This is a genomic window from Alteromonas sp. ALT199 (genome assembly GCF_018619335.1).
GTDB lineage: Bacteria > Pseudomonadota > Gammaproteobacteria > Enterobacterales > Alteromonadaceae > Alteromonas.
In genome coordinates this window covers 1-13,096 of sequence record NZ_JAHHDX010000176.1, presented here as the reverse complement: position 1 = coordinate 13,096, position 13,096 = coordinate 1, and the positions used below count along the sequence as shown (strand labels likewise).

The following is a 13,096-nucleotide window of genomic DNA, read 5'->3' as shown; positions in this document are numbered from 1 at the left end:
TGATTCTAACCTAAGTAGAGGCCAGCAGATGCTGGCCTTTTCTGTATCTGTACTTCAAAACTTCTGAGCGCTAATAGAACTCAGGATGTCATTAAGCATTTTTGCAAAACCTGGCCTTAGGCTTTTTTGTAGCAGAGCTTTGTTTATATAATAAGGCGCTCGCTTGCCATGATAATCAACAACAGGTCCAATTTGTTCGAATTTTATACCAATAAACTTCATGCTACGCGCTAAACGCGGCTCCATCATTACGTAAGCGTGTTTAATATCCTTTTCAATAGCGAGTGCTGCTGCAGCAAGATATAACCCGACTGCTATGAAAGGGAAACAGCGCACTTCTTTTTCAGAGTATGTGTGTTCGTTAATTACGGCCACGCCAGCCCCTGAAAATTTATCCATTACACGTCGACGAAATTCTTTGGGAACTGCTAACCTTGATATTTCACAAATATCTTTACGGTCGAACTTGCGCGGGTCCAAATCTTCACGTGTAATTGACTCGAGACAATACTTCTCTATCGGGAGCTGCTCGTCAGGCTCAATGGGCCTTACCATCCTTACAGTTCCCGCAAAGTGTTTGCTTTTATGATGCTGTATCAAGCAGTGAAGAGAAAAACGATCAAATTCATCGAACTCGAGTCGGTTTTCTTTTAATGGTTCAAACCTAAGCTCTTCACAGTAAACTTCATGTCTAATTGTAAAAACGTCATTTTTCAGTTCCTCTGAATTAGCAACAACGGGCGCCAAATAAGCAGAAAAGTGACTAGAGATATAGTTCGCTTCTTCTAGCTTTCTATACCCTGAGATAAGCTTCCCAATTTTGCTTTTATCACCAACTATAGTCCCTAACTTTTCAAGTAGAGTTTGCTTTTTTGTTTTAACCATAGATGAAGTGTTATCCGATATTTTTGTTTAGTTTAGCAGAATATTAACATTTAATTTAATAGACTTTGTATGTATTGTTAGTTGTTCAACTGAAAAAAGAGCGCCTGTTTGGACAATGCTGCATACTCATAAAATGCTATTTCAGTGTTTAATAAGGCTCTCGATGATGGAAGTGTTATATAAGGAGTTAAGAGCCCTTTGGTATGATGATTGACAGGGAAAAATAGGGCGCTATAGTTCTGATTTGAAAATAGTTTTTGTAATCGCCTTATGTGGGTAGCGGAAGATACGACCCAAGTATGAGAGTTTCGGAGATAGGGTGCTGTAGAAACAAACTCTTCGTGAGTGTTAGATCCTATTTTCGTTATGATTAAACTTTCTTCTTCAACACCTAGGTGTAAAAAATAATCCTTTGCTCTTATTGAGTAATTTACATCTGGATCATGTAGGAAATTTCCGCCACTTATAATAATCGGTGCCCCTGTCATTTTATGAAGCTTAAATGCTTCTATATTTCTTTGCATTGAGCACTCAGACCATCGACTTATTTCTGGTACATCACCGAAAGTGCTGTAGTAGCACGCGAGAACGAAAATGTAGTCGGGCTTTTCACTATTAAAGTGAACGTTCGGATATTTATGTTTGTGTTCCAAAGGATAAAGTAATAGGTCGCTAAAATAAGGCTGTGTAAAGAGAAAAAAAGAAAAAAGAGATGCAAATTTGAAAGTTTTGGCGGCACAGCCTTGTTGCTTAGATAAAAGAACTCCGAGCACGAAGAAAAGTATTACCAAGTTTAATGGAGATATGAAGAAAAGCACTATATGCTTTATTATATCCATAATATTTCCCAGCAAAAGAAGACTCTACAATCATGTCTTATTTACTGAATTATTCCAATGCTTTACTTGTTTTTATCGCTTTAACGTTTTCACCATATTTAAGTGCTAAAGCTGAGTCTTCATTTGTAAATGTAGTCTCAGAAACTACTAAATCAGTTGTTGCTATTGGTTTGTATACGCCATTAGAAAGTGACGGGAACCAGGTGTTGGGGACTGGTTTTGTAGTCGGTGACGGGAAGTGGGTGATAACCAATTATCATGTGGTTTCAAAAATTCTAGATCCCCAAATTGTACAACACTATGTTGCAATTCACGGTGAAGGTCGAGACGTTGCCGCTCAAAAAGCAGAAATTATCGATATAGACCCTGTTCATGATTTAGCGCTATTGAAGATCAATAGTGAATTAAAACCATTGCCAATGGGGAGCGGATCTTTATTAAAGCCTGGAAATGAAGTTGCTTTTACTGGTTTTCCCTTAGGAGCCGCAATTGGACTTTATCCTGCGACTCATAGAGGGCTAATATCAGCAATTACGCCTGATGCAATACCAGCGAGAAACGCAGACCAATTAACAGTCTCAATGCTTAAAAGACTGAAAAAGCCTGAACTCGTTTATCAACTTGATGCCACGGCATTTCCAGGTAATTCAGGTAGCCCTGTTTATAATGTAACGACAGGGCATTTGGTAGGTGTAATTAACAAAGTCTTTGTTAGCCAAGGTAAAGAAGCTGCTCTTTCATCTCCTAGCGGAATTAGTTACGCAATCCCAGTCAAACATGTTATGGCAATTCTCAACAAAAATAACGTTAAGTATTAAGGTTTATAAGGGTTGTATCTGTCTGGGCTAATAACGCCAGCAGGATCTAATGCGTGAGCGATTTTCCCAGCAGTTTTCCAAAACGTACTATTAGCATTTAGTTCTAACTGCTGTTGAATGTTTAAACGGTAAGGAATGAAGCCTTGTTTCAAGCCCTCTTCAAACAAGGCCTGTAAGCATGCGTGTGCATCTTCTACTGCTTGCGGGTTTTCTAGGTCAAACACAATGGGAATAGTACTGTCAGTCGAAATTCCACTAAGGTTTGTAAAGGTTATCATGGGTTCGATGTTAAATTTCGGTGCGATCCGTCGAACCATTCCGATAAAAGCCTTCATCGATTTTGCTTTTGCTGGTACTAAAGGAGCGTACCAAAGCAGACCACAACCGTCTTTTGCGGGATTCATTAGACGTGACCTATCTGGTCGAACTCTTGGATTGCGCCAATAAGCGAGAGGTAGTGCGACTTGACTAGGTTTGCCTTGCATCACCTCCATCCCTGCAGATAGCTTTTCAAGCTGCTCTCTTGCACTATCTAAAATCGAAAGACTAAACTTTTTAGTTACAACTTGACCTAATTTAACTAAAAGGTCGCTAGAAAACAAAACTTGATCGGCTTTTCCTTTTGCTATTTTCTTAATATCACCTTTTGCAGCTTTTGCAACTGAGTGTGTGCCATAGATTGTTCCCACTAAAGTCCACTCTGGAACGTCGTAGTGTTTGGAAATTACCTCGACTTGTTCATCTGTCATTACTTTGTGGCTACCGCACCCTTGAGGGTTGTCTGCTACCATTGCGGCGACGCGCCTTTTATCCATTAAATTTATTGACCCTACGACACCTTCCAAATTTTGGAAAATTTCTTTTACAACGCCATAAGCATTTTCGAAACTTTCTTTGTCGAAAAAGCGCATGTAGAAGGAATCGAACGCAGGCTTTATGCGAGCCAGTGATAGTGTTATTTCGGTTACTATCATATTTCCCGACTGAGTGAAAATGCCGTCCAAGTACGGTCCATGCTTCCACTTAAATGTCTTATCTACGTAACAATCACTATTATCACCATTAGCCATATCGCTCATGCACTTGAGCGATGACTCATAGAAACTTCCATCGGCCAAAAAACCTTTTATCGACATCACAGAAGTAAAGTGATCTGCTATCGGGGTGATACCATAGCCGCGTTCGAGAGCATTGCTCAAAATACTTGTCGTAGGGCCAGCGCCTGTGACTGGAACCATGTACGAAGTTTGTTTGGAGGACAAATATTCAAATAGTGCGCTCTGAGTGACGCCTGGCTGAATAGAAATGACACCATTTTCTTCATCAAAATAAGTAATCTCGTCTAGTGAAGCAAGGTCTAAAAGAACCACTTTTTCTTCAACTGTACTCGGCATAGACGAGCCATAGCCCCAGTTTTTTCCAGAGCTAATCGGATACAATGTAAATCGATTTGGAGTATTAGCTACATTGCCTGCAAACTTGATGAGATCTTGAATTACACTCAATGTAATTGGCCTAACAACGCAAGCCACTTCTCGCTTGAAGCCTTCGGTTCCCCATGTATTCGATTCTGAATAAGCTACAATGTCGGCATTTTCTTTAACAAGGCTTTTTAACTCTGCAATTAGCACTGATGATCCTGTAAGTTACATTTATTTAGATTTAGTATAGCCTTTAAGGTCATCTGTATACTATTATTCATGGGTTAAACAGGAGAGAGGTCGGTACTCTCTGTCAGTAATTTTAACGGTTTTGAAAAATCGTTTTTTAAGTTGTTGAATTTTAAGATTAATTAATTTGGCTTGATTCTTGAATGGTGCCTCTAAGGCAAAGAAACAAAATCTGAGAAATTTATGAAGCACTCGAATGTTAATAAGGACATTAATACAGGTATGAATTCACGTCGTCAGTTTATCACCAAGGCTGCTGCTGGTGGCGTTGTAGCTGCTCTTGCTTCTAAAACAGCGTGGGCAGGAGGCTCTGGCTCTGCAACTGGGTGTTCTGTTTCTGGTAACTTGTCAGGAAATTTGTCACAGGCGAGAGACTGCACCACAGCAAATATTGAAGGCAAATCACCTTATAAATGGAAAAAGGTTCTCAATGGAAGTAAGCCGCAACCTACATCCGAAGCTGTTACAAATTTCAAATGGAAAGAAGTTTTTGGCCAAACTCGCCCACCTTTTGGCTTTTCAAGCAAGAGCGAGAAGAACATTCGAAACTTTTTGATTTCCAGCAGAGACTATTATTATGCGACTAACGAAGCGTTAGTTGTTGCATATCTGAATGCTCGAAGTGGTTTATATCCGCTTCCTAACGGAACGAGTGAATCGAGTGCTCGTGCTTACGTTCAAGGCCTTTATGACGATATTGATAACGGTGTATTTTTAGAGTCGGATGTAGTTAACGCTGTCCGAGCAACATACTGATCGTAGAGCTGATCTAGTTGCAGTCTATTAGTGTTTTTTGTGCTCCTGATTGTTCAGGAGTTGCAGTTCAGCATATCCCCTCTTACCGAGTGCTATTCCTCCCACAGAAATATGAGAGCTATGTAAAGGCGTGGCAGAGTTCTGCTAACTTTCCCGCGTTGCCGAAAATGGGTGAGTGCGAATTTGGTCTTTCTGAAGACGATATTTCTGAATTCACTGACTTACTTTCTCAAAATAACCTGATAAATTAAGAATTTTCTGGGGCGTAGTGATTTGTTATTGTCAGAGTTAGCCGATACTCAATACTTAGATGCTGTAAAAAAATCTGAATTGAATATCGAATTCGGCTTGATATCAGTTAATGTAAGCTCTTCTTTTTCACAGGTTACAAAAACTATTGCAGAACTTTATCGGGATTATAAAGTCTCTTTAAACTCTGATTGGTTCGATTTTAATATTTCAGTAGAAAGACCTTCGAATTTTCGCCGGTTCATCAGAAGACAGGCTGTGTTCAAGTTGGATGGTCATATTCCTTTTAAGCCGTTGCCTTCTGCACATGCCTACCCTCTATTCGAGTGGGGAATGAACTGGTGTGTAGCAAATTTTTACCATAAATACTTGATCTTTCACGCTGCTGTACTTGAAAAAAATGGCAAAGCCGTAGTTTTTCCTGCACCTCCTGGCTCTGGAAAGAGTACTTTGTGCGCTAGTCTAGCACTATCTGGCTGGCGGCTACTGTCCGATGAAATGGCGGTACTAGACATCGAGTCTGGAAGAGTTTTACCCTTTGTGAGGCCTATATGTCTAAAAAATAACTCTATCTCACTTGTTAAAGACTGGTTTCCAGAGACCTTTATCTCTGATGTTGCAACAGATACTCAAAAAGGAGACGTAGCACACGTGAGGCCACCAAGTGACTCTGTTAGGCGTTGTAATGAAGATGCTGAGTTATTTGCTGTCGTTTTTCCAAAATTTGTCGCTGGTAGCCCAACAGAAGTCTTTTCGATGACACAAATTTCCACATTAAATATGCTAATTGAAAATGCTTTTAATTTTGACTTGTTTGGTCACCAAGGTTTTGAATTCATATCTAGTAAATTACCCAACCTGCTTTTGTTGGAGGCCACATACAGTAACGTAGATGAGCTTAGAAATATTTTGGAAAGCGAGGTGAATAATTAGTGTCTCTCTGTGTACAAAAAATCTTAACGGGGATTTTGACGGGTAATCACTCAGGTTCGCTTTCAACTTCACAATGGCGTGACTTAATACTAGTTGCCCGTGCTCACTCTTTACTACCGAGAGTCGCTTCAATGCTTTTAATTGATGCAGATAACAATTTTCATATACCGCCTAAAGTACATGCTCATTTAGTTGCAAGTATTCGGCATGAAACCCTTTTTCACAATCAAGTAAAAAATGAAGTGAAATTCGTTAATACAAAAATTTCTGGAGCATTAAATAGAAAGTTGATTGTACTAAAGGGAGCGGGGTACGTAGTCGCCAACAGTAGCGCTGCAAAGGGGAGAATATTTTCAGATATCGACCTTTTGGTGCTTAAAGATGATATTCCGAAAGTTGAAAGAGCGCTTCACTTATTTGGTTTCGTTTCGGATACTGACTCAGAATATGACCAAAAGTATTACCGCGAGTGGGCTCACGAAATTCCTCCTTTACGCCACTTTCAGCGAGGAACTGTTTTAGATGTTCATCATAATATTATTCCCGTTGTAAGTGGCCGAGCTCCAGATATTGACTTTTTTCTAAGTTCAACCATAGAAACGGAGTATGGTGTTGAAGTGCTTCGGCCTGCGGCAATGTTCCTCCACTCCGCCATACATTTGTTTTTCTCAGAGGAGTTTACAAATGGGTTTAGAGATTTGTCGGATTTATCTTTGTTGCTAGATGAAATCGTTGATGACGATGATGAAGTGAATTACTTGTTTGAGCTTGCATACAACACAGGCTTTGAAAACGAAGTATTCTTAGCATTTAGATATCTAGAGAGAGTTTTTCATAAGCAAGTTTCTGCTGACATTACTCAAAATTTCAAGCTGCCAATACCAGAAGGCTTTAAGTTAGCATTGAATGACTTTATATTTGGTAAGGTTCTTGCTGCAAATCATCGCTTAGTTAATGTAAAGTTTCGGGGGATAGCGGAATGGCTGGCGTTCGTCCGCGGACATTTATTAAAAATGCCATTTAATATATTAGTAAAACATACCGCCTCTAAACTTTGGCGAAGCATTGTCAAATCAGTTACAGGAGATGTTGAAAATAATCATCATGTTCAACAAAAAGATGTTAAGGAACAATAAGTGAAAATCTTAGTCACCGGAGCAGCTGGTTTTATTGGTGCAGCTGTATCGCAATACCTTATCAATCGTGGTGACCAAGTTGTCGGGATTGACAACATAAACGATTATTACGATGTAAATTTAAAGCACGCCCGATTAGATGAAATTAAATCATCATCTGCTGCTGAGCTGTTCTCATTCACAGAAATGGGCGTTGAAGAGCGCGATAAAATGGCAGCGCTTTTTGAAGAACATAAGTTTGATAGGGTGGTTCATTTAGCTGCTCAGGCTGGCGTGCGTTATTCTCTTGAAAACCCTAATGCTTACGTCGACTCTAATATCGTTGGTTTTGTGAATATCTTAGAAGGGTGTCGTCATAATAAGGTAGAGCATTTGGTGTATGCGTCATCGAGCTCAGTTTACGGGGCGAATGAAACAATGCCGTTTTCAGAGCAGCATAATGTTGATCACCAGGTAAGCTTGTACGCTGCTTCTAAGAAGGCCAATGAGCTGATGGCGCACACTTATAGCCACCTATATAATTTGCCTACAACTGGGCTGCGCTTTTTCACTGTGTACGGCCCTTGGGGGCGTCCAGATATGGCGCTGTTTAAGTTCACGAAAGCCATTTTGGAAGGTAAAACAATACAGGTCTACAACTACGGTAACCATCGTCGTGACTTCACCTACATTGATGACATCGTTGAAGGGGTTATTCGGTCACTGGATAATGTAGCGAAGCCTAACGAAAGCTGGGACGGCGGTAACCCAGATCCAAGCACCAGTAAGGCGCCTTATAAGGTATATAACATTGGTGCGCAAACGCCTGTTCACCTTTTAAAGTTCATTGAAACACTTGAGAGCGCGCTGGGCATTGAAGCTAAAAAAGAACTGCTTCCTATACAGCCAGGCGATGTGCCAGATACCTATGCAGATGTGTCGTCGTTAATTGAAGATACCGGCTATCAACCGTCTACAGATGTAAAAACTGGCGTTAAAGCGTTTGTCGATTGGTACCGCGACTTTTACAAAGTGTAAAGCTAGCTATAAGTACTTTCTAAGGTACTTAAATTGCACTGTTTTTCATAAATCCCGCACACTTTTTGGGCAAGAATTCTCTCGTGGTTGAATAACCTAGCTCAAAAAGTGTGTTCTTAATTTCCGGTGTCAGCGAAAAATCTACCGCAGATATTTCTCCGGTGTTCACCACTACCGTATTGTGCCAGTACTTTGCATTGACATATTCCCTAGATATTGCCGTCATAAACGTGCGAATAAGCATACTGACGTATTGTGGCAGTTGAAGTAAGTTTTTCTTAATCGCTTTACGTTTTTGATTGGTGCTTTGCAGCCTGAAGCAAACTGATGGCGTGCCATCACCTCGCCAGTCTTCAAACAGTGCATCTTCTGACAATATCGCCCCGTCTACTAACAAGTGCTCTTTAAATGGCTTGAACGAGAAGATTAGTGGTATCGACATAGAATACCGTACTGCCTCTGACACTTTCATATCAGGAGAGGTTTGCTTGTTGAACAGAACTGGCCCGCCGCCGTTTACGTCGGTAGCGAGTATATGTAGGTCAAGTGGGAGGTCGGTAAACACTGCACCTTCTAACTGTTCGTCAATCCATCGTTGAAACACATCGCCAGATGACAGCCCACCTTCTCGAAGTAATCTCACGATAGAAAACTCAGTAAATTGTTTGAAGTCAGTAACCAAGGCGAGTTCTCGCATTTGCTCTACGGTGTAACCTTTGGCATAAAGCGAAGCGATAATTGAGCCGCCAGATACCCCGACTAAGGTATCGAAGCCTATCCTCAGATCGTGCAGCGCTTTAATTATCCCAATGTGAGCACTTAAGCGAGTTCCTCCACCTGAAAATATTGGAACGATTTGGGTTAAATCCGATATTGATAGGTTATTCGGTATTGCTGCCGAGGCTATCTGCATATGCATACTCCGTGTTAACAAGGCTCAAACGTATGTTTTACCAGTCTCATTGAATGCAAACGCGCCGCCTCGTATTAACAGCTTAGTTTACTGGCTTTATTACGGCAAAATCGGAGTGGTTAATTCCCTATATCTTTAGTCTAATGTGTTGCTTATTGAATACTTTAAAAGACGTTAAGCGCGATGGTGCGTGGTGGAAGTCCAAGGCTACTTTTATTAAGTGTTGAAAAAGCGTCATCGAAAAAAAAGCCCATCTTTTATGAATCAGTAGATGGGCCTAATTACTTAAATTACAAAATTTAGTTACTAATGACTAAACTCGGCCGCCCGCAAGCTTCGCTTTCATTTCACGACGACGTGCGTGCAATAAAGGTTCTGTATAACCGCTAGGTTGCTCTTTACCCTTAAAGATAAGGTCGCTTGCAGCCAAGAAGCCAATTGAGTTGTCTAAATCAGGTGCCATTGGAATATATTCAGGGTCACCCGCATTTTGCTCATCTACCAACACTGCCATACGTGCAAGAGACTCTTTTACCTGATCTACGCTCACAATACCGTGCTCTAGCCAGTTCGCGATGTGCTGCGATGAAATACGCAAGGTCGCGCGGTCTTCCATCAAGCCCACATTGTTGATGTCTGGAACCTTCGAGCAGCCAACACCTTGGTGAACCCAGCGTACTACGTAGCCCAATATGCCCTGGACGTTGTTGTCGATTTCACGTTTTATGCTTTCACGGGTTAGCGTTGTGGCATCTTCTAACAACGGAATAGTAAGGATGTCGGCAAGGCCATCAAAGTTCTCGTCTAGCGACTTTTGAACGTCAAACACATTTACATCATGATAATGAAGTGCGTGCAGTGTCGCTGCAGTAGGAGAGGGCACCCACGCAGTATTTGCACCAGCTTTAGGGTGACCTATCTTAGCGGCCATCATATTTTGCATTTCATCAGGTATTGGCCACATGCCTTTACCGATTTGTGCTTTGCCAGAAAGACCACAACGAAGGCCTACGGCTACGTTCGCGGTTTCATAAGCTTTAATCCACGCCATCGATTTAAGGGCAGCCTTTTCTGCAAAAGGCCCAGCTAGCATCGATGTATGTATTTCATCGCCAGTTCTGTCTAAGAACCCCGTGTTGATGAACACAACCCGTGAAGTGGCTTCAGCAATACACGCTTGAAGGTTAATGCTCGTGCGACGCTCTTCATCCATAATACCCATCTTAAGGGTGTTGGCAGGAACATCGATTATCGCTTCGATAGCACCAAACAATGCGTTAGAGAATGCAACTTCTTCTGGCCCATGCATTTTAGGTTTAACAATATAAATACTGCCTTCACGGCTGTTCTTAAATTTACTATTACCTAATAGGTCATGCTTTGCGATAAGTGAGGTTACTAAACCATCCATGATCCCTTCTGGCACTTCTTCGCCGTCGAAGAGCATCGCATTGTTAGTCATAAGGTGACCTACGTTTCTAACAAACATAAGGCTTCTGCCAGAAAGCACTAACTCGCCGTCTTTTAGCCCGGTTTTTGCAGCGTGCTTAGATGGCTGATAGCTTCTATCTTCATGCATGGCACGAACAACCTGCTTGCCGCCCTTTGTCATTTCAATGCTCAGGGTGCCTTTCATCAAACCTAACCAGTTGCTGTAAACTAACGTCTTGTCCTCGGCATCAACAGCGGCAACGGAATCTTCGCAGTCCATTATGGTAGTCAGGGCGGCTTCAACCAGAACGTCTTTAACGTTTGCGGCATCGCTCTCGCCAATAGGGTGGGTGGGGTCTAACTGAATTTCAAAATGCAGACCGTTGTGGGCAAAAAGCAGGCTTGAGGGTGTGCTAGTGTCACCATGATACCCTTGCCATTGCTCTGTGTTTGCTAAGGTAGTCTCATCGCCATCGGCAAGAGTAATAGCCAACTTGCCCGATTCTATTTTGTATTCAGTGACGTTTGCGTGGCTGCCTTTCGCTAGCGGAATCATACTATCTAAATAGTCTTTCGCTTTTGCGACAACTTTGGCACCGCGAACAGGGTTGTAGTTTTTGCCTGGCTCAGCGCCGCCTTCATCGCTAATTACATCAGTGCCGTATAATGCGTCATATAGGCTTCCCCAGCGGGCGTTTACCGCGTTAAGCGCATATCGTGCGTTGTTGATTGGCACAACTAGCTGAGGGCCTGCCATTGTGGCAATTTCAGCGTCTACATTTTGTGTTTGTGCGCTTACTTGTGATGGCTGTTCAACAAGGTAACCGATGCTCTTAAGAAAATCGGTATATTCGTTTCCAATTACCGGGTTGCCGGCTTTGTGATAATCGTCGATAGTACGCTGAAGTTGTTCACGCTTTTCTAGTAACGCACGATTTTGTGGAATGAATTTCTCGAAGAGGGTTTCTGCACCTTGCCAGAAAATGTCTTGATCTACGCCTGTACCAGGAAGCGCCTTTTCGTTGATAAAGTTATCGAGCTGTTCGGCAACCTGTAGTCGGCCTCTAGTAATATATCCTTGCATAACTACCTCTATACATTTGTCTGTTAACCCAGTGTAGTGTGTATAGAGATAGTTTTTTAATTTATGGTTTGTATTTTTGCCATATATTCTATGAATGTTTATCCGGCGTTCATTTCGCTGGCTACATCGCTTATCAATCGGCGCAGCCAAATATGGCCTGCATCATGGTGAAGTAGGGCACTCCACGCCATTTTTAACGCGATAGGTGGTATGTCAAAAGGCGGTTCTTTAATCACCACATCCGGGTCGTGCTTGAATAAACGGGCAGCCTTGCTTGGCAAGGTAGCAATAAGCTTCTGTTTTTTGGCAATTTGAAGTGCCGCATGGTAATGGCGAGTAAATACGCGAATAGCACGCTGTTTACCAATTTTTGTTAGCTCAGCGTCAACCCAACCTAACTTTTGAACTTCATTTGGGTCAATACCTACGCCCACGCCAAACCCCGTTTTACTCACCCAGATGTGCTGAGCGCTCAAGTAACCTTCTAGGTTACATTTTTCTACTAGCGGGTGGTCTGAACTCATTACGCAGCTAAAAGTGTCATACCAGATAACTTTTTGGTGAAATGATAAAGGAAGTTCGTCGAAGCGGTTAATTGCCATATCCACTTTACCTTGTTCTACATCGTGAAATGTCACGTCACTCGGCGTAATAAGATCAAGGGTAATATTGGGCGCAAGGTCAGCCAGTCTTCCAACTAATTCAAGTAACAACGTACTTTCTGCATAGTCACTGGTCATAATGCGAAAGGTTCTGTCACTGGTTAATGGGTCGAAATCAGTTTCGGGCTGAATAGAGCTTTCTAATCGGCTAAGTACATCGCGAATAATTGGCTGCAGTTCAAGGGCGCGCTTAGTGGGAGTCATTCCGTCGCTTGTGCGAACTAAAAGCGGATCTTTAAACAGATCGCGAAGGCGCTTTAGGCCGTTACTCATTGCTGGTTGAGTAATGCTTAGCTGATTAGCAGCTTTTGTTACACTTCCTTCGCGCAACAGCACATCTAAATAAACTAATAAATTCAGGTCGACCTTCGCTATATTCATTATTCTAATGCTCTTTTTAAACCTAATTAAACACAACTATTGTAAAGCTTTTTTATTTGAATGTCAGATAAGCGTTTAGTCTTAAACTGTTCGTTTTTATACCTGTAAGCTATTGAAAATTATATAGTATGCAGCGTTTTTATGAGTTTTGTGAAAACATGGCTTTTTTTATTTTTTCTAAAAGGCATAAATGCAGTGAATGACGTGTACAAAAAAGGACACCCGAAGGTGCCCTGTAGGAAAGGTTGGGATGCTTTCCGTTTAACTCATTGCCTGTTCGCGTTATACGTCAAACTGGTTCATGGTGTTATCATCACCAGAC

Annotated in this window: 12 protein-coding genes; 6 read left to right on the top strand and 6 right to left on the bottom strand. The window is 41.7% G+C overall.

Annotation, left to right across the window (positions count from 1 at the left end):
* Positions 1-54 precede the first annotated feature (54 nt).
* Positions 55-885, bottom strand: a complete 831-nt coding sequence (locus KL866_RS19765) for a PEP-CTERM/exosortase system-associated acyltransferase (RefSeq protein ID WP_214996671.1) — start codon at positions 883-885, stop codon at positions 55-57.
* A gap of 77 nt (positions 886-962) precedes the next feature.
* Positions 963-1,724: a YdcF family protein gene (locus tag KL866_RS19760; protein ID WP_214996669.1), complete on the bottom strand. Its 762-nt coding sequence runs from the start codon at positions 1,722-1,724 to the stop codon at positions 963-965.
* Between the two features lie 32 nt (positions 1,725-1,756).
* On the opposite strand from KL866_RS19760, the gene KL866_RS19755 reads away from it, so the two are divergent.
* On the top strand, positions 1,757-2,542 hold the full coding sequence (locus tag KL866_RS19755) for a serine protease (RefSeq protein WP_214996668.1): 786 nt from the start codon (positions 1,757-1,759) through the stop codon (positions 2,540-2,542).
* On the opposite strand, the gene KL866_RS19750 is transcribed toward KL866_RS19755, so the two are convergent.
* Positions 2,539-4,173, bottom strand: coding sequence for an FAD-binding protein (locus tag KL866_RS19750; protein WP_214996667.1), 1,635 nt, complete (start codon positions 4,171-4,173; stop codon positions 2,539-2,541). The two genes, KL866_RS19755 and KL866_RS19750, sit on opposite strands and share 4 nt — an antisense overlap.
* Positions 4,174-4,434: 261 nt before the next feature.
* Between KL866_RS19750 and KL866_RS19745 the strand changes: the two genes are divergently transcribed.
* Genes KL866_RS19745 through KL866_RS19725 form a run of 5 tightly spaced genes read left to right on the top strand, consistent with a single transcriptional unit; the run spans position 4,435 to position 8,303 of the window.
* The gene (locus KL866_RS19745; RefSeq protein ID WP_214996665.1) at positions 4,435-4,968 is read left to right on the top strand and encodes a twin-arginine translocation signal domain-containing protein; all 534 of its coding nucleotides are present in this window, start codon (positions 4,435-4,437) and stop codon (positions 4,966-4,968) included.
* Positions 4,969-4,985: 17 nt separating this feature from the next.
* On the top strand, positions 4,986-5,219 hold the full coding sequence (locus KL866_RS19740) for a hypothetical protein (protein WP_214996663.1): 234 nt from the start codon (positions 4,986-4,988) through the stop codon (positions 5,217-5,219).
* 28 nt (positions 5,220-5,247) lie between these two features.
* Positions 5,248-6,150 (top strand): HprK-related kinase A, encoded by a 903-nt coding sequence (locus tag KL866_RS19735; protein ID WP_214996661.1) that lies wholly within the window; start codon positions 5,248-5,250, stop codon positions 6,148-6,150.
* On the top strand, positions 6,150-7,286 hold the full coding sequence (locus tag KL866_RS19730; protein WP_214996659.1) for a nucleotidyltransferase family protein: 1,137 nt from the start codon (positions 6,150-6,152) through the stop codon (positions 7,284-7,286). The genes KL866_RS19735 and KL866_RS19730 overlap by 1 nt, the downstream gene beginning before the upstream one ends.
* Positions 7,287-8,303: an NAD-dependent epimerase gene (locus KL866_RS19725; RefSeq protein ID WP_214996657.1), complete on the top strand. Its 1,017-nt coding sequence runs from the start codon at positions 7,287-7,289 to the stop codon at positions 8,301-8,303.
* Positions 8,304-8,331: 28 nt separating this feature from the next.
* On the opposite strand, the gene KL866_RS19720 is transcribed toward KL866_RS19725, so the two are convergent.
* The 3 genes from KL866_RS19720 to KL866_RS19710 form a co-directional block, all read right to left on the bottom strand.
* On the bottom strand, positions 8,332-9,216 hold the full coding sequence (locus KL866_RS19720) for a patatin-like phospholipase family protein (RefSeq protein WP_025255952.1): 885 nt from the start codon (positions 9,214-9,216) through the stop codon (positions 8,332-8,334).
* Between the two features lie 313 nt (positions 9,217-9,529).
* Positions 9,530-11,731 (bottom strand): malate synthase G, encoded by a 2,202-nt coding sequence (locus KL866_RS19715; protein WP_214996655.1) that lies wholly within the window; start codon positions 11,729-11,731, stop codon positions 9,530-9,532.
* A 98-nt stretch (positions 11,732-11,829) separates the two neighbouring features.
* Positions 11,830-12,774, bottom strand: coding sequence for a LysR family transcriptional regulator (locus tag KL866_RS19710; protein ID WP_014950208.1), 945 nt, complete (start codon positions 12,772-12,774; stop codon positions 11,830-11,832).
* Between the last annotated feature and the right edge of the window lie 322 nt (positions 12,775-13,096).

Coding starts and splice junctions, on each gene's coding strand:
- KL866_RS19765 (WP_214996671.1), bottom strand. CDS start 885: ATGGTTAAAACAAAAAAGCAAACTCTACTTGAAAAGTTAGGGACTATA.
- KL866_RS19760 (WP_214996669.1), bottom strand. CDS start 1,724: ATGGATATAATAAAGCATATAGTGCTTTTCTTCATATCTCCATTAAAC.
- KL866_RS19720 (WP_025255952.1), bottom strand. CDS start 9,216: ATGCAGATAGCCTCGGCAGCAATACCGAATAACCTATCAATATCGGAT.
- KL866_RS19755 (WP_214996668.1), top strand. CDS start 1,757: ATGTCTTATTTACTGAATTATTCCAATGCTTTACTTGTTTTTATCGCT.
- KL866_RS19710 (WP_014950208.1), bottom strand. CDS start 12,774: ATGAATATAGCGAAGGTCGACCTGAATTTATTAGTTTATTTAGATGTG.
- KL866_RS19715 (WP_214996655.1), bottom strand. CDS start 11,731: ATGCAAGGATATATTACTAGAGGCCGACTACAGGTTGCCGAACAGCTC.
- KL866_RS19745 (WP_214996665.1), top strand. CDS start 4,435: ATGAATTCACGTCGTCAGTTTATCACCAAGGCTGCTGCTGGTGGCGTT.